The organism is Pseudoalteromonas shioyasakiensis, assembly GCA_013391845.1.
GTDB classification, from domain to species: Bacteria; Pseudomonadota; Gammaproteobacteria; order Enterobacterales; family Alteromonadaceae; genus Pseudoalteromonas; species Pseudoalteromonas apostichopi.
Genome location: CP058414.1, coordinates 2,201,835 through 2,221,993, shown reverse-complemented (window position 1 = coordinate 2,221,993; position 20,159 = coordinate 2,201,835). Strand labels below are relative to the sequence as shown.

The 20,159-nt window shown below is 39.0% G+C and carries 17 protein-coding genes; 6 read left to right on the top strand and 11 right to left on the bottom strand.

All coding sequences use genetic code 11. The features are described 5' to 3' along the window. Positions 1-71 precede the first annotated feature (71 nt). Positions 72-1,046: a transposase gene (locus HYD28_10165; GenBank protein ID QLE09285.1), complete on the top strand. Its 975-nt coding sequence runs from the start codon at positions 72-74 to the stop codon at positions 1,044-1,046. A gap of 256 nt (positions 1,047-1,302) precedes the next feature. On the opposite strand, the gene gdhA is transcribed toward HYD28_10165, so the two are convergent. The 3 genes from gdhA to HYD28_10150 form a co-directional block, all read right to left on the bottom strand. Further along, complete coding sequence (gene gdhA / locus HYD28_10160; GenBank protein QLE09284.1) at positions 1,303-2,655, bottom strand: NADP-specific glutamate dehydrogenase; 1,353 nt, start codon at positions 2,653-2,655, stop codon at positions 1,303-1,305. 81 nt (positions 2,656-2,736) lie between these two features. Further along, positions 2,737-3,210, bottom strand: a complete 474-nt coding sequence (locus tag HYD28_10155) for a hypothetical protein (GenBank protein ID QLE09283.1) — start codon at positions 3,208-3,210, stop codon at positions 2,737-2,739. Between the two features lie 2 nt (positions 3,211-3,212). After that, positions 3,213-5,399 (bottom strand): LruC domain-containing protein, encoded by a 2,187-nt coding sequence (locus tag HYD28_10150; GenBank protein ID QLE09282.1) that lies wholly within the window; start codon positions 5,397-5,399, stop codon positions 3,213-3,215. Between the two features lie 223 nt (positions 5,400-5,622). Here HYD28_10150 and HYD28_10145 point away from each other — a divergent pair, with 223 nt between their 5' ends. Beyond that, on the top strand, positions 5,623-7,779 hold the full coding sequence (locus tag HYD28_10145; protein ID QLE09281.1) for a hypothetical protein: 2,157 nt from the start codon (positions 5,623-5,625) through the stop codon (positions 7,777-7,779). On the opposite strand, the gene HYD28_10140 is transcribed toward HYD28_10145, so the two are convergent. The 5 genes from HYD28_10140 to HYD28_10120 all read right to left on the bottom strand — a co-directional run bounded on the left by HYD28_10140 (position 7,780) and on the right by HYD28_10120 (position 11,484). After that, positions 7,780-9,165, bottom strand: coding sequence for a M28 family peptidase (locus tag HYD28_10140; GenBank protein QLE09280.1), 1,386 nt, complete (start codon positions 9,163-9,165; stop codon positions 7,780-7,782). A 119-nt stretch (positions 9,166-9,284) separates the two neighbouring features. Beyond that, positions 9,285-10,193, bottom strand: a complete 909-nt coding sequence (locus tag HYD28_10135) for a diguanylate cyclase (GenBank protein QLE09279.1) — start codon at positions 10,191-10,193, stop codon at positions 9,285-9,287. Between the two features lie 61 nt (positions 10,194-10,254). Beyond that, the gene (vanZ, locus tag HYD28_10130) at positions 10,255-10,650 is read right to left on the bottom strand and encodes a VanZ family protein (protein QLE09278.1); all 396 of its coding nucleotides are present in this window, start codon (positions 10,648-10,650) and stop codon (positions 10,255-10,257) included. Between the two features lie 3 nt (positions 10,651-10,653). Then, entirely contained in the window at positions 10,654-11,073 is a 420-nt protein-coding gene (locus HYD28_10125) for a hypothetical protein (GenBank protein ID QLE09277.1), read from the bottom strand. Between the two features lie 51 nt (positions 11,074-11,124). After that, positions 11,125-11,484: a hypothetical protein gene (locus tag HYD28_10120; protein ID QLE09276.1), complete on the bottom strand. Its 360-nt coding sequence runs from the start codon at positions 11,482-11,484 to the stop codon at positions 11,125-11,127. A 157-nt stretch (positions 11,485-11,641) separates the two neighbouring features. Between HYD28_10120 and HYD28_10115 the strand changes: the two genes are divergently transcribed. From HYD28_10115 to HYD28_10105, 3 genes are all read left to right on the top strand, one after another. Further along, a complete protein-coding gene (locus HYD28_10115; protein QLE09275.1) occupies positions 11,642-13,489 on the top strand; it encodes an ABC transporter ATP-binding protein in 1,848 nt (615 codons plus the stop codon). Positions 13,490-13,660: 171 nt separating this feature from the next. Continuing rightward, complete coding sequence (locus HYD28_10110) at positions 13,661-14,173, top strand: hypothetical protein (protein ID QLE09274.1); 513 nt, start codon at positions 13,661-13,663, stop codon at positions 14,171-14,173. Between the two features lie 22 nt (positions 14,174-14,195). Continuing rightward, positions 14,196-15,488 carry an Ig-like domain-containing protein gene (locus HYD28_10105; protein QLE09273.1) on the top strand — a complete coding sequence of 431 codons (1,293 nt, stop codon included), beginning with the start codon at positions 14,196-14,198 and terminating at the stop codon, positions 15,486-15,488. Between the two features lie 61 nt (positions 15,489-15,549). Here HYD28_10105 and HYD28_10100 read toward each other — a convergent pair whose 3' ends face one another. Beyond that, a complete protein-coding gene (locus tag HYD28_10100; GenBank protein QLE09272.1) occupies positions 15,550-15,966 on the bottom strand; it encodes an MAPEG family protein in 417 nt (138 codons plus the stop codon). Between the two features lie 305 nt (positions 15,967-16,271). On the opposite strand from HYD28_10100, the gene HYD28_10095 reads away from it, so the two are divergent. Then, positions 16,272-17,471, top strand: a complete 1,200-nt coding sequence (locus HYD28_10095; GenBank protein QLE09271.1) for an Nramp family divalent metal transporter — start codon at positions 16,272-16,274, stop codon at positions 17,469-17,471. Positions 17,472-17,538: 67 nt separating this feature from the next. Here the strand turns inward: HYD28_10095 and HYD28_10090 are convergent, their stop codons facing one another. Together HYD28_10090 and HYD28_10085 are read right to left on the bottom strand one after the other, a co-directional pair. Continuing rightward, the gene (locus HYD28_10090; protein ID QLE09270.1) at positions 17,539-18,765 is read right to left on the bottom strand and encodes an amidohydrolase family protein; all 1,227 of its coding nucleotides are present in this window, start codon (positions 18,763-18,765) and stop codon (positions 17,539-17,541) included. A gap of 11 nt (positions 18,766-18,776) precedes the next feature. Next, entirely contained in the window at positions 18,777-20,159 is a 1,383-nt protein-coding gene (locus tag HYD28_10085) for an amidohydrolase (GenBank protein QLE09269.1), read from the bottom strand.

The window sequence follows — 20,159 nt, the reverse complement described above, 5'->3', positions numbered from 1 at the left end:
CCAACTTAATATTTCTCACTTCTCAAAATTATGACTAAACTTAAAATGTTCAACTCATGGAGGAGAAGAGCATGGCAACACCACGGAAGAACTTAATTAGCCTTTCAAACACACCTTATTACCACTGTATTTCACGTTGCGTTCGCCGCGCTTATTTATGTGGAAAAGACTCACTTACTGGTCGCTCTTATGAGCACCGGCGCGATTGGGTTGAAACGAAATTACTTCAGCTTGGCAATATATTTTGTATTGATATTTGTGCTTATGCTGTTATGAGCAATCACACTCATTTGGTACTCCATGTTAATTTAGAAAAATCTAAGCGATTAAATAATAAAGCTATTCTTATAAGGTGGCACAAGTTGTTTAAAAGCTCTTTTTTATGTCAGCGGTATTTAAGTGGTGAATTACTTACACAGGCGGAGCTCGCAGCTCTAAATGCTCGAATTAATATTTATCGAGAAAGGCTAAGCAGTATTAGTTGGTTTATGCGAGTTCTTAATGAAGGTATTGCTCGAAAGGCCAATAAAGAAGATGGTTGCAAAGGGCGATTTTGGGAAGGCCGTTTCAAATCACAAGCTTTGCTAGATGAAGCTGCGCTTGCTGCTTGTCTTGCTTATGTTGACTTAAACCCGATTAGAGCCAAAGCAGCTGATTTACCAGAAAAGTCCGACTACACAAGTATTAAAATGCGAATTCAATCATCTGAAACAGGTAAGCAACCGAAAGCACTCATGCGCTTTGCTGGTGAGCAACATAAACGTACACCTAAAGGTCTGCCATTTGACCTAAAAACATACCTGCAACTCGTTGATTGGACTGGCCGCTCTATACAAAATAATAAACCAGGTAAAATACCTGATGAAGCGGCCCCAATTATAGAAAGGTTAAATATAAGTGCTAGCAACTGGCTTTCACTCACGACCTCATTTACACGTTCATTTAAAAATGCAGCTGGTAAAGAGCAAGCAATTACAGCTCATGCAATACACATGCAAAGAAAACGAAGAAGCTCAATAGCTAATAGCCAAGCTTTGTTTTGCTAAATTCTAAAACTATACAATCACTTCTTTTATTTCTCTATTTTTATAAATCGTAAATGTCTACGTTCTGAATTTTATTTTAGCTAAAATTAATAACTAAAACTTAAATTCAAATAGTGAAAAAGAACTAAATATCATTTGTATATATAATGTGCTCAACCAAAGGCTGTGACAACCTACTTTTTACATAAGTAAAAGTGGGTGTCTTTTTATATTTCATTTTATATTACTAAAAAGAATGTTTTTTAATTATGAAGCATTACACAACACCTTGTTTTAACATTGCATCTGCAACTCTTTCAAACCCCGCTATATTCGCACCAAGTACAAGGTCGTATTCATTAGAATACTGTTTAGCTGTCGATGAAATAGTATCAAAAATTGACTTCATAACTTGCTGAAGCTTTTCATCAACTTGTTTCGGCCGCCATTTTTGCATACTTGCATTTTGAGCCATCTCAAATTGGCTCGTAGCAACACCGCCCGCATTTGCTGCTTTGCTTGGTCCTAAAAAGACATTGTGCTTTTTAAATACTTTAAGCGCATCGACTGTGGTTGGCATGTTTGCGCCCTCACACACGATCAAACAGTTATTTTCTACAAGTGTTAAAGCATCTTTTTCGGTAATTTCATTTTGTGTTGCACACGGAAGTGCAATGTCGGCTTCATATTGCCATACTTGATGACCTTCACTAGGGTATTGATTAACAGGCGTAAATTCAGCATCTTTATGCTTGTTCAAATAATCCCTAAGCTCAGCTCCTTTTTCTTTCTTTAAATGCTTAACTAATTTCACGTCAAGCCCATCCTTGCAATACAGTGTACCTTTTGAATCGCTACAACTTAGTATTATTGCATCATATTCATCGAGTTTTTCCATCAGATATAGCGCAACATTACCAGCTCCAGACACTAAACACCTCTTACCCCTTAAGGACTCACCTTTAGCATCTAGCATTGCACTCAAGAAATAAACGATACCATAGCCAGTTGCTTCTGTTCTTAAAGCTGAACCACCCATAATTTCTGATTTTCCGGTAAGTACACCTTGAAATTGATTAGTGATGCGTTTGTATTGACCAAATAAGTAACCTATTTCTTTAGTGCCAACACCAATATCGCCAGCAGGAACATCTGTATTTGCACCAATGTGACGATAAAGCTCTGTCATGTATGACTGGCAAAAACGCATAATTTCATTATCACTTTTACCTTTTGGATCAAAGTCAGCACCACCTTTGGCTCCTCCTAAAGGTAAATCTGTCAGTGAATTCTTTAAAACTTGCTCAAAGCCTAAAAATTTAACCACACTTTGATTAACACTCGGATGGAAACGCAAGCCACCTTTATATGGGCCTAGGGTCGAGCTAAATTCAATTCTAAAACCACGGTTAACGTTGACTTTGCCATTGTCATCAAGCCAAGGTACCCTAAAAACTACCTGTCTTTCAGGCTCAACTAATCGCTCTAATATAGCATGTTCTCGATATTCACTATTAGCTTCAACTACCTGACTAATTGATGTCAACACTTCTTCAACAGCTTGATAAAACTCTTGTTCGTTTGGGTTAGACTCTTTTACAGTTTGCAGTACCTCTTCTATATATTGCATATCAAAATCCTATTTTAAGCTGTTGAAAATAATCGGTCTCTTAAAATTAAACTTAAAAAAACATAATATCGATCACTTATTTTAGCGAATACTAAACACGGATGGTTGCCTATCATCATACTGCCAATAAAAACGTAGAGGCTCATTTTGAGAGTCATAAAACCACACTTCAGCCACCAGCTGTATCGCATTGTTTGCAAGCATCACACTAGATAACAATTTGCTTTGTTTTAATGGAGCACGCAGTAAGCACTGGCTGTAATCTGCTCTGTTATCATCACCTTTTAGACAAATATTTACATACGCTCTGCTATCACCCATGTTTAAATCAACATCTACGCTTAGTTCCATTTTGCTACTTAAATCAAATTCCGGTTCAATCATTAAGTCCGCCATTGTCTCTGTTTCTACACTTATATCTGTTCCAGTTGTTTCAGTAGCTGTACTTGTGGTGGGTGTCTGTATAGCACTTTCAGTCTTAATTGATGAGTTGCTTTCGCCACCACCACATGCAGACAACATTAGGCTAAAAGTTATTAAAGTATAATATTTCATGATTATTCTCCTCGTAAAATAACATTTGCCAGCTTTGCACTATTAAACCAAAGTGTGCTTTCACGCCCAGATGACTCTGCAAATATTTTGAATTCGCTGTAAGCTAATGTTATATCAACTTTCTCTTTTGGATGTGCCCACTCAGCTCCAACCTCAATAGCCCAAGGTAAACCGGTAGGTGATTGAAAGTAATATCCAAATAGGTTATTTGATGCATCATCACTTTCAGGGTAATTAAAAAAGCTTTGGTCAAACTTTTCTGTCGGTGCTTGATTTTTTAAATGAACTTCCCAACTTCTGGGGTCTTTTCCACTTAAAAATTGCCCATGGCTGAAACCAGCTGCTCCAAATATAAAAGGATCTAAAGTGTATTTCGGTGCATTTACTGAAGAAACACCGGTATTTAAAGAAACGCTCAAGGTAAAACCAACTTTACTACTGGTATAGCAACCATTCTCAGTACGAAAGAAACTGCACCCGCTTTGACTGCTTACATACGACCAAGTATCTGGCATTATAATGAGAATGGCATCATCAACACCTTCTTCTAACACGGTGTGTGTCTGCACTTCATTATTAATAATTAAACTAATCTCGCTCTCATTTACTTGGTTTCGTAATATTCGCTTTAAACTTCCACCTGAGGACTGAGCTAATCTAACAGCAAAACCGTTATGGTAACTTGCGCCTATTCCTACTAATTCTCCTTCAATCTTATAACCAAGCGCTTGGCCATCTTTCTCTATTAACTTTGTACGATAATTAACAACTAAATCATTAAAATCATAATCACCGGCAAATGGCCATTGATCTTCATAAGCAAGGGTTACCCAGCCATTTTCACTTGGGTATACCAAGCTACCATATGTTGTTACTGGATAATCTTCTACCTCGCCACCTGTTACCCCACCACTGGCTGTTATTGGGCTTAACTCACTGCCATCGGTCACACGAAAACGAGCCCATGTAGCCCCCATTACAGCATCACTAGGTACATCGACTAGTACACTGTTATCACCTTGATTTAAGCGATATTTACTCACTGTAATTTCATCAGAGTCAAACTGGAAGTTTTGATCCCAATCAAACCAAGCATATAAATAACCATTATCATTAGGGGCTGTTACTATTACCTGACTAGTAGAGCCAGCAACGAAATCAGTTACAAACTTAACGCCATCATCAGAGCTATCGACCGGAGATGCCTGTAAATCTGCTTCTATGTTGATATTTTCACCATCAACATATGCGCCTAGATAAACCAAATTTGATTGGTCTTCATTAGGGTCAAACAAATGACGGGCACCACTATCAGCAAGTACTGTTTTATATGGCATGGGTGCATCGCCAAAGTCTATTGAATTATCAGTTACTTTTACTTCTGCGATAGCGCAGCGTGCACCATCATTTTGGTTTGAAGTAGGCCCCAAAGTAAATACTGAAGCGGTCGGTGTATAACCATCTACAGGGCTTTTACCTAAATCTACTTTATGGATTTTACCACTGCGGTTATTACTAAAATAAAACTGGCCTTGTACATCAAAATAACTGGCACCATTTGCACCGGTATCGCCGGCTATGTCGAGGTTTGCGACAAAAGTGGGTGTCTTATTATCTAAATCTATCTCATATAAGTCGCCATTTGACTCAACCGCATATAAAAGATTGCTATGAGGATGAAACGCAAAATCATAAATAGCTAAACCCCAATTAGCTGAGTCCGCTACTAATTCTGCTTGATACGCATCAGATGGTTCTGTTAAATCTATTCCAAACAAGCCAAATTTTGGGTGATATAGATAATAAATAGCCTGATTAGTTTCACTATTTACCTGAATATCACCAACATAAAAGTTGGTGTCTGGTAGTCCATTTACATTTAACCGCTCTAATATGTATTCGTCACCAATTCGCACAACACTTTTCGGGGATTGTTTACTAAAGCCATACATATATTGGTCTTTATAATTAAAGCCAACCGCATTGACACTTTCGTTGTTAGCTTCTGAAGTAAAATTGAGTGTTGCAGCTAGCACTGTAGATTTAGCAGATACTAGGTCAACGCCAAACATTTGCGCGGGTTTTCCCTGAATCAAAAATGCTTTACTTGGGCACTGCTGAAATGGTGCTGCACTTACGAAGCCCGTTGCAAGTGCGAATAGTAGATAAGCGGGTATGTTACTTTTCATAATGACACTCTCCTGTGGATGTGTAATTATTTAAAGCAGCAACTATTCCAAAAAATAAATAGTTTTATAACAATACCTTATGAACGAGCAATCCAAATTACTTGCAAGATGCGAGAAGGATAATTGCAAAATGCAACTCTTTTTGGTCACATAAGCGAATCATCCCCACTTAAATGAATGGCATGCTAAACTAATGCGGAATAAATTTATAATAAACCGCACTATGAAACTTAAAACCTCTTACCTTCTGTTTTGTATCTTATACCTCAGCAGTGCTTTTGCATCAACGCTGCAAAGCAACATTGATGAAGCCATTACAATCAGCGACTATCAAAAACGTTATGAGTATTTAATAAGTATTGATAAGCACCTTATCGAAACTGCCAGCCTTGCAGAGCAAATAAGCTTTAATGTTAGATTGATACACGTTTATATACACTTAGGAAAGTTTCAACAAGCGCAAACTATTTTTGATGAGTTTGAATCCATGCCCCAATATAAAAACGACTCCCCTATTTATAGCGAGTTGTATCTAGCTAAAGCGCGATTGGCATACAGACAAAATGACTTAGAGACCGCTATTCAACTGTCTCAACAAAATGTTGCCCTTTTTCAGCGTTTGCAATTTACTGATTATGAGATTGATGCCGTGGCGAGCCTTGTTAGTGCTTATCATAATTCTGGAAAGTACCAAGCAGCCTTAACCCTTTTAGAGACGTACATTCACAACGATAAACGCGAATTAACATTAAAACAAAAAGAGATACTATACCAAGGTTACTCTCGTAACCTTGAACAGTTAGATCGTTTGACCCTTGCTCTCGAATATAAATTAAAACGTCGAGAAGTAATTCAGAAAATGTCGCCGTCTATTTCACTGCAAGCTGGTATAAGTTATTCAATTGCGCAAAGTTATTTAGATTTAGAACAATTCGAAAAAGCAAAAGGCGAATTTAACACAGCCTTATATTTTGATAAGCAAACTGGAGCTCTTTCTGATATCGGACATAGTCTTGTTAAGCTATCACAATGTGAATATGGGCTAAAAAACTACACTTCAGCACTGGATTACGCTAAACAAGCACAACAAGTGTTTGCGAGTTATAACAGCACTCGAAATTCTGCCTGGGCAAACCATAATATTGCTATAAATTTGCTAAAAATGGATAACCTAGAACAAGCATTAGCAATTGAAGAACAAGTGATCACTGAGCTCAAACATGACGATCACTTATATATAGATGTGTTACTCACATTAGCAAAACTATATATTGGCTCTACTGAACTTAAACAAGCTAAACATTATGCAGAGCAAGCCTACCAATTAAGTAAAACCAAGAATAAACAACAAAAACAAATCATTGCCCTTGAGCATCTGACAACAGTGGCAGAAAAACAAACAGATTATCAACAGGCATTTTTATATCAAAAAACGATTACTGAGCTTGAAAAAGGTTTTGCCCGTAACAACTACAATCAACGTTTAGCTGAGCTGCAAAACTCCATTGCTATGCGCGACCGCGACTTGGCTATTCAAGATTTAAAGCTCCAAGATAATGAAAAAAGCCAAGCTATTGCCTCTCAGCGCCAAACTATCCTATATAGTATTTTAATATTTAGCTTGCTTTTAGCTGTAATGGGCATCGCATTATTAAGAGTGAGACAGAGAAAACAACTCATTGAACAGCGTCGAAATCATCTAGATAAACAAATTAGTCAACGTAGTAAGTTATTATCACAAGTTGCTCACGAGCTAAGTGGTCCACTAACGGGTTTACGCTTACACCTTGAAACCCTTCAAGCAGGCCTAACTCAATTTAATGAGCTCACTTACGAAAAGCTCAACCAAAAAATCACCGACATGGCTACTTTAGTCAGTGATTTAAATAAAATATCACTACTTGAACAAAATAGTTTTCAGCTCAACCTAACAAAAATTAATGCTGCAGAGTATTTCCAAAGCTTACACGCAGATATGATTATTCAACTTGATAAGTTTGAAGTTGGGTTCACACAAAATATAACGGATGAATTAACACTAGAATGTGATGCAACAAGGCTTTCACAATTATTTGCAAACTTAATCAGTAATTCGATTAAGTACACGCAGCAGCCTGGGAAAATTAATTTTACGATTAGCCAAAACCAAACACGGTTATTAATCTGCTATGAAGATTCAGCCCCTGGCGTCAGCGACGAGAGTTTAGCAAAGATTTTTGACCATCTTTATAGAGTGCCAGACTTAAAAACAGTGAAACAATCAGGTTCAGGAATTGGGCTTGCGATTGTAAAACAAATTGTCGAAGCCCATAACTGGCGTATTATGGCAGCTCATAGCGAACTGGGTGGTGTTCGCTATGACTTAACTATTCCTATTTAGTTATTTGTTTGGCCATTCGAATGCGCCAACATCACCAGGAAATACAACAGGTGATTCAATACCATCTTTGTTCACAGCAGCAACACCAAAATAGTAGTTATCTATCACGACATTTTTCAGTGTTGCTTCTGTTACTTTGCCAACATCACGGCTAAATTGCCATTGTGGTTCGCTGGTATAACGCCAATAGATTTTATAACTAACCACCGTTGGATCATCACTTTCATCCCACGCTAAGGTTGTACTTGGCTTTACAGCACCTGAAATACTAACGCCCGTTGGCGGTGCTGGAGCCCACGCCATTGAAGCCATAGTCACCGCATTTAGTGAAGTTAATTTCGCAGCATAGGCAAAATCAACATGGTCAATGGTGTCACCATAGGTAATACCATTTTCAGTACGTAAGTCTTGATGTTGTTGGTTGTAGTTTTCGTTGGTTTCCATAATACGCACAGCCGCAAAGCCAACATCGTTAAATGGACGATGATGCCCTCCTCGACCAAAACGATCGAGTCGATATATCAACATGGTATCTAGGTTCTCAATGTAGCGGTCTGCGATTGTATCTATGTAACGCGCAAGGTTACGACTTGCAGAGTCAACTTCACCCCCCGTAAAACGGCGTTTATGGGCTTGCTCTCTTGTTTCTATAACGCGAGTACCTTCAGAGAAGATACGTGCAGTTGTGTTATCTGTTACCCCATTAATGCCCGTTGAGTTACCAATCATGTCGTTGTTTAAAACACCATGAACACGCCAATTATGATCTTGAGCGTATTTAGCTAAAATTTTGCCGCCAAACAAGCCTTGCTCTTCACCAGATAAAGCTGCATAAACAATTGAGCCATTAAATTTATACTTTGATAAAACTCGCGCCGATTCCAGCACGCCAGCCACACCAGATGCATTATCGTTAGCCCCTGGCGCATCTGAGGTATAGTCCATTACATCAGAGGCTCTCGAATCAATATCACCCGACATCATAACCATGCGATTAGCATCAACTTGACCGCGCTGAATAGCCACAATATTGACAACTTCAACCGGGTTTGGAATACGCTTTTCACCGGAAATAGTGTCTTTTACTTCAATGATTTCTAGGCAGTTACCACAAGCTTTAGAAATCGCCTCAAACTCAGACTTGATCCAACGTCTTGCAGCACCAATACCACGCGTATCTGATTTCGTCTCAGAGAGAGTATGGCGAGTGCCAAAGTCAACCAGCGTTTGAATATCTTGCTCTATACGTGTTTTAGAAACGGCACTTGCAATTTCATGCAAAGCTTGTTGTTCTTTATATTGAGGTGTTGTGGCATGAGCCGCCGCTACCAATAACAGTGATGAGCTAAAGAAAGCACTATTTGTTATTATTTTACGCTTAAACATAGTTTCACTCCTTCAATGAATCATTCAAGGCTAACTAATATTTCATTTCGTGCAATAGTTATGAGTTAGAAAACAAATTATTAGGTTGAAACCATATACCTGCTGTAGTTTATGATACGCTAACCTGTGTTTTTAGCGCCGGGTAACTTTATTCCATCATTATAAAAAACCATACGATTCCCCCCTTCATTCTTTGCTTTGTACATGGCTTTATCGGCACACTGAATTAAATATTCAGCATCACCATAATGTTCAGGAAACAGCACGGCACCAATACTGGGTGAGTAGGTAAGCTCCGCATCATTGTAAACTAAAGGCTGACATATCTCCGCTATTAGCTCATCAACGATTTTAATAACATCACTTTTGTGTTTAATGCTATTGAGAATAACCACAAACTCATCGCCGCCTAAGCGCCCTACACTGTCTTCCTTTCTCAAAACATGACGAATGCGCATTGCTATCGTTTTTAATAGTTTGTCGCCAGCGCCATGGCCATGAACATCATTAACTTGCTTAAAACCATCTATATCGATAAAAAGTACTGCAATCACTGTTGAAATAGTATTTGCAATTGATAATGACTCTTCAAGTTGGGTAGTTAAATAACTACGATTAGGAAGATCGGTGAGGGGGTCGTGTCCCGCCATATATATCAGTTTTTGTTCGAGATTTTTTTGCTCTGTTATGTCATAAGCGATAGCCACTCTGACTTGTTTTTCTTTTGACCAATAGACAGACCACAATACATGAACCACTCTGCCATCTTTCCTTACCCAACGATTTTCAAATCGTGGATGCTGATCATTGACCACAATTTGGTTTATGGCATTAATAGTTTTGGCCCTGTCCTCTGGGTAAACAAAGTCCAGCATATTCCTATCTATAGCTTCTTCTGGTGTGTATCCGAAGATTGTTTCAAAGGCTGGATTAGTAAACAATAACGTACCTTTGGCATCAACTACGCATACAGCATCGAGTAATAGATCAATAATATCTGACAAATAATCTGAGGTATCTCTGTTCATACGCAACTTTTAGGCTTGGTCTACACTGATTATAGACGAAACCAAGCAAGTTACTGAAAGTTTAGCTCTTAGTTGGATATAACTTTTTGCAAAGCCAAGCTGAAATAGCACTGAATACTGCGATACCCGCAAAGTCAGCAATTAAATCGATAAAATCTAATGTTCTCGATTCGACAAAATACTGACTTAGCTCTTCTAAAATCACAAACGTACTAACAATCAACACAGCTAAATAGATAGGTCGTCCCCCTACAGCCATTGTCTTAAATTTAAAGGCAAGGTTGATAAATAACGTGAGTAGACCAAATAAGCAAAAATGCCCCAACTTATCACCGTAAGGAATGACTGCAACGAGATCAAAAAATACCGACTTTTGTCCGGTATTAGCAAGGTAAATAACCCAACCTATAAAACCAAAAAAGCCTATGGCAATTAACACAAGAATACGTTGAAACATCCTTTATGGCGCCATATGAGAGGTTAAAAATAAAAATTGATAGGCAATTACTTTATTCCAATAGTGCCAGTCATGAATGCCTGGGCGTTCAATATAATCATGGCGAATACGCAGGTCTAACATAGCTTGATGTAGTGCTCTGTTTTGCTCTATAAAAAAATCACCTACACCAATATCAAGCATAATCGGTAAGGTATCAGCCCCCTTTTTCCATGCCGTATTGCCTGCAGCAATTTTATGAAGGTTATTAATAATGGCTATGCTATCCCATTTTTCTTTGTTTTCAGCGTAACTGCCGAGTACTTTTGCAAGGTCAAACTCTGCACTAAACGGCCTAACATCGACCCCCGCAGACATCCCTGATACTGCAGCAAACCGTGCTTGGTTATTGATAGCAATATGCAACGCGCCAAACCCTCCCATCGATAAGCCTGTGATTGCACGCCCACTTTTAGACCGATTGGTCGAATAAGTTTAGTCTATATAATTGACTAAATCTTCAGCGATGTAAGTCTCGTATTGCGAACTTTTGTCGATATCTGAATCTAGATACCAAGAGCCATAGTTACCATCAGGATTAACAATGATAACATCATATTGATCTGCTAGTTTTTCTATATCTGTAAGCTTTGTCCAATCACTATGATTGCCACTGTAGCCATGTAAGACATATATAACATTGTATTTTTTTGATTCTTGATAGCCATCCGGTATCGTCACCGTCACAGGTTTTTCTATGGCTGTTTTTTTACCTTTAAACGTATAGGTGTCGGTTTGATAAGCATAAAGCGGTAAGCTGAAAATGATCGATAACGTACAGAGAAACTTTTTCATCATAATTCCTTTTTCTTATTATATTTTCATTTATACGACTAGATGTAAATAATTGAATAGTGATAGATTTTAATATTAGTTTTTAAATTAAATGAACTGCTAAAAATACACTCAAATGGTATAGTAAGGTTACTTTGATTATTAAAAAGCGTCGTCTATGTATCGTTTATTTGAGCGGATGACCAATCCGTTTCCGAAAGAGCAACCTTCTCAACCACCTAATAGCTTATTCGCCTTTTGTCGTCATTATACGCGAGGCATGGAACTCTCATTGCTATTAATGTCTTTAAGCGCAGCTGCACTCGCGATTCTAGAAGTCTCGCTTTTTAGTTATATGGGGCAATTAGTTGATTGGCTCGGTCAATACCCCCCAGATACCTTATTTATTGAGCAGCAGGCTGAGCTTACAAAAATGGCAATTGTGCTGCTGGTAGTATTGCCCATAGTTGTATTTTTTCACTCAGCAGTGTTACATCAAGCGCTACTGGGTAACTACCCTATGTCTATCCGTTGGCTAGCGCACCGTTATTTGCTTCGTCAAAGTGTTAGCTTTTATCAAAACGAATTTGCTGGTCGTATTGCGACAAAAGTCATGCAGACCTCATTAGCTGTTCGTGAGTCAGTGATGAAACTGCTCGATGTACTAATGTATATCGTAGTCTACTTTGGTGCCATGGTATTTTTAGTCGCTGAATCTGACTGGCGTTTGATGCTGCCATTGTTAGTTTGGTTAGTTCTTTATGCTGCAATTCAGATGTATTTTGTGCCCAAACTCAAAAAAGTAGCCAGCTCGCAGGCAGATGCGCGTTCGGAAATGACCGGACGTGTGGTTGATAGTTATACTAACATTTCAACAATCAAATTATTCTCGTATACGCAGCGTGAAGAGCAATACGCAAAAGACAGCATGGATGTGTTTTTACAGCCGGTATATAAGCAGATGCGTTTAGTTACCAGCTTGAACTTTTCTATCAATACTCTTAATTATTTGCTGGTATTTAGCATTGCCGCTTTGTCATTGTATCTGTGGTCTATTAGTGCCATCAGTGTTGGGGCTATCGCTATTGCAGTGAGTTTATCTCTTAGATTAAACGGTATGGCACAATGGATCATGTGGGAGATCAGTAGCCTGTTTGAAAACATTGGTACTGTTGCTGATGGTATGAAAACCCTATCAACGCCGATTGAAGTAGATGATAAAACAAATGCGAGCACCCTTAACGTTGATAAAGGGTCGATAAGCTTTGAGAATGTGCAATTTAACTATGGTAAAGCGGCTAACGAAACCCATCGCGGCCCTGTTATCAATGGCTTAAACCTTGATATAAAACCAGGTGAAAAAATTGGTTTAGTTGGTCGTTCTGGCGCTGGTAAGTCGACCCTAGTGAACTTATTACTGCGCTTTTATGATGTTGACTCGGGCACTATCCGTATTGATGGTCAAAACATCGCTGATGTAAGCCAAGAAAGTTTACGTAAACATATTGCGATGGTGACGCAAGATACCTCGCTGTTACATCGCTCTGTAAAAGACAACATTCTTTATGGCAGGCCAGATGCAACGGAAGAAGAAATGCTCGCTGCTGCAAAGCAAGCTAAGGCACTTGAGTTCATCGAAGACTTAGAAGATAGCAAAGGTAATAAAGGCTTTGCTGCACAAGTCGGTGAGCGAGGTGTGAAGCTTTCAGGTGGTCAGCGACAGCGTATTGCTATTGCCCGTGTACTGTTAAAAGATGCTCCAATTTTGATATTAGATGAAGCAACTAGTGCCCTTGATTCAGAGGTAGAAGCGGCAATTCAAACCAGCTTAGACGATTTAATGACGGGTAAAACGGTTATAGCAATTGCGCATCGCTTATCAACTATTGCACAAATGGATAGACTCATTGTACTTGATGAAGGTGGCGTGGTTGAACAAGGTTCTCACGAACAGTTAATTGCACAAGGTGGGATTTATGCCGCTCTGTGGTCACATCAAACCGGTGGTTTTATTGGTGTTGAGTAATTAAGTTTTTGTTGTATTTAACTAGCTAACTGGTACTTGTATCTGCAAGCTAGTTATTTACAGTTTCAAATATAATTCAACCAGTTGTATGTAAATTAACAATTACGCTGCTTGATTCCACTAATACTAAACGCTAGTATCGACCCTAATATAAACACAAGAAATTAAATTATGAAAAAGTATATTTTGCTTTTACTATTTGCAGCTAGTTTTCAGACTAAAGCTGATACGTACTATCTAGGTGCTGACTATATGCTCAGCGATATTGAAATTAGTAGTGAAAGTGCCAAACCAACTGCTACCTTCTTAAGAGCAGGTGCCAGCAACAATAATATGGCATTTGAGGCACAGTACTTAATATCAAGTGATGACGACAACATTTACAATTTAGAGTTTGAACTTGAAAAAAGCGCCGCCCTCTTTTTTGTTATGCAATCTGATGTGGTTAACGGCTTTGGGCTTGATATTTCATTAGGCTATGCAAAAAACGAAATGATCGTTAATTCAGCATCTGAAAAGCTCCCCACAAATTATAATTATGATGGCTTTGCATGGGGAGTGGCAGTTCACCAGCAGATACCTTATATCAAAAATACACAAGTGAGATTAGCCTACCAATCTTTATTCAAAGGAGACGACGTAGAAATCAGTGGTGTAACACTTGGCCTTACTTACCATTTTTAAATAGCTAATCGAAAGGATTTTCATGAACACGCAGTTGAACGTATCAAAACTTTTCAGTATCTCATTAATTGTTAGCGCTATTTTGGGTTGCGGATCTGAAACTGACTCAACTCAGTTAGCAAAAGAAGTTGAACTTGAAAAGTTACGCCAAGAAGGCACTATCATTGAGTCACTTAGTATTGAAAACTACCAAGTTCGTTTAAAAGAAGGTGACACCCATCAATTGAAAGTAACGGGTATAGATTCAAATGGTGAGTCTAGAGACGTAACCAATGAAATAACCTGGCAAACAAGTGACGAGAGTATTGCTAAAATCAATAGTAATGGCTTGTTAACAGCTCTAAAAAATTCGCCATCTAGCCAAGGGTTAATTACTATATCCGCGACGACTATAAATGATATTAGTGATGAAAAACAAATATCTATTGCAGATGTGGCGGCAGAATCAATTAAATTAAAACAAGTCATTCCTGCAACAGACTCTATCAATACATGCACGCCTGCGAGAGTATCGGCCGATATAACCTACGTTGATGGATATACTGCATTAAATAGCTTGAGAGATATAAACCTAAGTGTCGATGAAAATACTACTGCCAAAATCAATCAGCAAGGCTTTGTATATACATCTGCTGCAGCTGTTGAAAGCACTGTAATTACAGCTGCAATTGGCAATGTTACCGATCAATTATCTGTTGTTGCAGATCCTAGCAATTTAAAAGAAATTAATGTTTCGTTTAATTCGGAACAAGACAGTGAGTTAAACATCAGCGTTGGAGATCGAATCCAACTTGCTGCCAAAGCGGTATATCAAAATGGTAATTCAGAGCAAACAGAAGACATTAGCTCAAGTATCAAGTGGTCTGCAATCAACAGTAACTTTATTGGTTTAACACCAAAAAGTATTGACGATAGTGATTCGACAGCTAGTTTTCTTGCCCTTAAGCCCGGGACCACACAACTATTAGCTGAATGTGGTAATAAGCAAAAGATTACAACAGTACAGATTGAAGGTGACGCTGAACTTGATTCTTTAGAAATTAACGATGGCGCTAGCGAGTATTCAATATCTCCTTTAGGCACTATTGAACTCAAATTGTTCGCGAACTATAGCTCAAATCCAACATCTTTAAATGTAACTGAGTTTGCTAATTGGAGTATTAATAACAGTAACCTAGTAACGACTAAAATAGTAAATGCGGGAACAGCTCAAGCCGCCTACAAGGTTACAAGTACCTCAAATACATTGGGAACAGTATTGATCACAGTTCAATATGACACAGAAATTAGCAGTGTTTTAATGAATATCGAATAGTTACTTTTTCAATTTAAACAACATCAGGTGAGGCATTTAATCTCAATACCTCACCGACCTTTTAGAGTAAACGTAAGCCTATTAACCCCAACATCACCATGTTAGCCATTGCAGCAATTAAAAAGAAATAGCTTCGTGGGCTCGGGTTCTTTTCGGTTGCTATCATATAATACAAAAGCATATGGATAATTCTGGCGATCACATACACCCATATACAAAGCGCAAATGCACTACTATTCAAGTTTAGAAAAAAACCCAGAAATACTGTCGCTAAGAACAACGGACTATTTTCTAAAGTATTCATAAATGTTCGATGCGAGCGAAACACAAAGCTATCATGACTCAAAGAATTATCTATCTTACCGGGCACTGCGTTTGGCTGCTTTGCTTTACTGACAGCCGCGATTATCCACTGAATAGTCAGCATAATTAGATAAACATACACAGCAAAATAGGCTGAAAAAGTAAGTACAGGCATTTCTTATATCCTTTTATTCAACAACAAGTAAGCCTATATCTTGCAAAAACCCGACCAAAATAACCTATTGATTTATAGATACAATTTTTATCAACTTCAAATGTATTACACCATTACTTCGTAAACTGTATAAATTTTACAATTTCAAAGTGCTCTTATGTTCTGATGATATCTACAAAGATAATCATCTCTTTTACTTTACCCTAACCTTGAGTCTCTATACCCTTAAGATCTTTTTCTAAAACGTTAGCTGTTTTTCATCTTATTGTTAAAACACTAAACAAATAATAATAAAAGGTTTTATCATGCGTTTAGGTCCCGGACTTCTAGTCACCGCCGCTTTTATTGGCCCAGGAACCATCACTACTGCAAGTGTTGCAGGTGCCAATTTTGGCTTTGCTCTTATTTGGACGTTATTGTTTTCTGTCATAGCAACTATTTTGTTGCAATCAATGGCTGCCCGTCTCGGCGTAGCTACTGGGCAAGATTTAGCGTCTGCACTTAGGACAACCATTCAAACACCTATTTTTAAAGCACTCGCAGCGATATTAGTGATCAGTGCCATTGGTATTGGTAGTGCTGCCTATGAAGCGGGCAATCTGACTGGTGCAAGTTTAGGGCTGCAAGAAATTATGCCATCTGTCAGCCCAATGTTATGGACACCACTTATTGCAGTATTAAGTGCAGTGCTTTTGTACACTGGCAAGCACAAAGTAATTGAAGGTGCGTTAATTGTTTTAGTGGTGTTGATGAGCTTAGTGTTTATATCAACGCTCGTTATGGCCGCTCCACCTCTTAATCAGATATTAAAGGGCTTTATACCGAGCTTACCAAATGATTCAATTACCACGGTACTGGCCTTGATAGGCACAACAATTGTGCCCTATAACCTGTTTTTACATTCAGGAGTACTTGCTGAAAAACACGATAGTTCTAAAAACATTAACAAAGTAATTAAAGAAACGAATCTTGATACCAGTATCTCGATTACTTTAGGAGGTATAATAACCTTAGCCATTCTATCAACGGCATCAGTGGCGTTTTATGGTAGCGATGCAGGAAAAATATCAGCGGCTAATATGGCCGTGCAACTAGAGCCTCTCCTAGGTGGTATGGCACATTATTTCTTTGCTATCGGTTTATGTGCAGCTGGCCTAACTAGCGCAATTACTGCCCCACTTGCTGGTGCTTATGCTGTTTGCGGTATGCTTGGCTGGTCAACACAAATGAGTGATATGCGGTTTAAACTTGTCGCCATTATTATCCTCGTTTTTGGCTCACTTGTCGCGTCACTTGGACTTGATCCTGTTGCGGTCATCATCTTTGCGCAAGCGGCTAATGGTTTATTACTCCCAATCGTTACCTGTTACCTTGTTTGGTTAGTTAATCAAAAATCTATCATGAAAGAACACACCAACTCCTTGCTTGTTAACCTTGTAGTCGCCCCGGTACTACTACTTATATTTGGCCTTAGCCTTTATAAACTCAGCAATCTAATTTTTTAAATTTTACTATTAAGACATATGCATTAAAAAGGCCGCAAATGTGCGGCCTTTTTGATATCTAAAGCGCTTATTTTGTGTAAGCGCGTGGCATCGCTGAGTCAGTTGTATAACGATCGCGTAGTTTATCTTGACGCGCTTCTGTTGAAACCTCTTCACCGTTGATCCACATTTTGCTTACGTGTGAGTTAAGCTCAAATGGATCTGCCGACCACATAACTAGATTTGCACGTTTACCTTTAGCAATTGCGCCTGAGTTTAAACCAAAAACATCAGCAATGTTGCTGGTTACTGCACTAAGTGCTCCTTGTTGGCTCATACCATAAGACACTGCATTACCCGCATCAAAACGTAATTGGTAAACATTATGGCTTGAGTCACCGGCAACACCAATAATGACTTTTACACCCGCTTTTTCAAGCTTACCTGCGTTAGCAAGGTTTGCATGTAATGAATCAAAGCTACCCGGTAAGTTTGCCATTGAGCTAATAATCACAGGTACATCAGCTTTTGCTAGCGTATCAGCAACCACGACAGCATCGTCACCACCATGAATCACTAAGTTAATGCCATAGTTTTCTTTTAATTTAACAAGCTCATAAATGTCGGATGCACGCTGAACACTCGCAATCAGAGGCATATCACCAGCAAGTACAGATGCTAGGACTTTTTGCTCTGTTGATGGCTCTTTTTTGTCATCTTTTTTAGCTGACTTTTCGCCTTCAAGTTTGTCGATAAGTGTTTTCATCGACATAGCACGTGAGCCTTTACTCTTTTCACCTAAGTGAACAACAAGCGCAACTTGCTTTTTATTTACGCTTTCAAAGCTACCTGATAGATCAACAACAGATGCAAGACCGGCAAAGATACTGTCACCACCGTTTGGTACAATTACATCTTGAGTAATACCGCCTTTGCGTGCATAAGGGATCAAGCTACTGCGTGGGTTGAACGCAAGGCTTGGGTCAAAATCGATACCTGCTTTGTCGTCACCACCATCACGTGAACCTGCAACAGCCCCCACTTCTACTAGACCTAATTGGTTCATAGTGCCGATAAAGCCAGCGGTCACGATTTGGCCTTTTGCATCAATGGTTGTATCAGCGTTGATAGATGCCGGGTTAATAGCAACAATTTTGCCATCTTCAATAACAACACTTGCGCCTTCTAACACCCCTTGCTCTGTTGAAGTGTGTAGTGTTGCATTTACAATCGCTACAGATGCAGCACTTGCTGCCGCAGAAAATAAGCCAGCAGCAACAAGTGACAGCTTTAATGATTTAGTTAATTTTGTCATCAATGTTACTCCTATTTTTGACCTAGCATGAAATCACTTTGTGCTTGGTATTTATCATCGTTACGATCATAAACTTTGGCACCATCGATAAATACTTGCTCTGCTTTAGCATAAACACTGAAAGGGTTTTGGTTCCAAATAACCACATCAGCTTGCTTACCTGCCTCAAGTGAACCAGTCTTATCATCAATACCCAGCGATTTAGCCGCGTTTGAGGTGATCCATTTGATTGCGTGTTGCTCAGAGATGTCATAACCAACATCATTCGCACGGTACATAACTTTACCAGCTTCTTGGTTTAAACGTTGGATTGTTGTATCTGAGTCTGAGTGAACCACTGCACATGAATTTTTAACTGCATCAACAATTGCTACGTTCTCTTGAACCATGTCGTAGGCTTCCATTTTAAAGCCCCACCAATCTGGCCAAAGTGCCGCACAGTTACCATTTTCAGCAAGTAAATCAGCAATTTTGTATGCTTCAACACCGTGATGGAAAGTGCCTGAGTGATAACCGAACTCTTTACCAAGGTCGATCATCATGGCCATTTCTTCTGCTTTATAACAGTGGTTATGAATTAAAATGTCACCTTCTAACACACCAGCCAGAGTATCTAATTTGATGTCACGATGAGGTGCAGCAGGGTTTTTACCCGCGGCATAATCACTTTCGTACTTATCCCACTCGCGTTTGTACTCAGTTGCTTCAATCCACGCTGTGCGATAACCCGCCATGTTACCCATACGCGTTGATGGTAAAACGCCTTTACGGCCATAAACACGTTTCGGGTTTTCACCACACGCCATTTTTAAACCATATGGTGCATCAGGGAATTTCATACCTTGCATTGTGTGCGAAGGAATATTCTTAAGTGTTACACCACGACCACCAATTAGGTTAGCTGAGCCAGGTAGAATTTGTAATGACGTAATACCACCTTCACGAGCACGGTTGAAACCAGGATCTTGTGGCCATACTGAATGCTCAACCCATACTTCTGCAGTAACTGGGCTGGTCATTTCGTTGCCGTCTTGGTGAGATGCCACTGATGGGGTTGGGTATGCACCTAAATGTGAGTGCACATCAATAATTCCAGGTGTTACCCATTTGCCTTCTGCATCAATCGTTTTGTCAGCTTGTACAGAAAGGTCTTTACCTACTTGCTGTACTTTGCCATCAACAAAGAAAACATCTGCGTTATCTAAACGTTCACCAGTGCCTGTTAAAACAGTTGCATTAGTGATTAAAGTACTTTGTGATGCAAGTGGCTGATAGGTGCTAGGGTATGGATTTTTATTAATTGAGACTTTTGGATCTTGTGGGCCATTGTCTTGGCAGCCCGCTAAAGCGACACCAAGCGCCATAACCAACAAGGATGGTGCAAATTTTTGCAT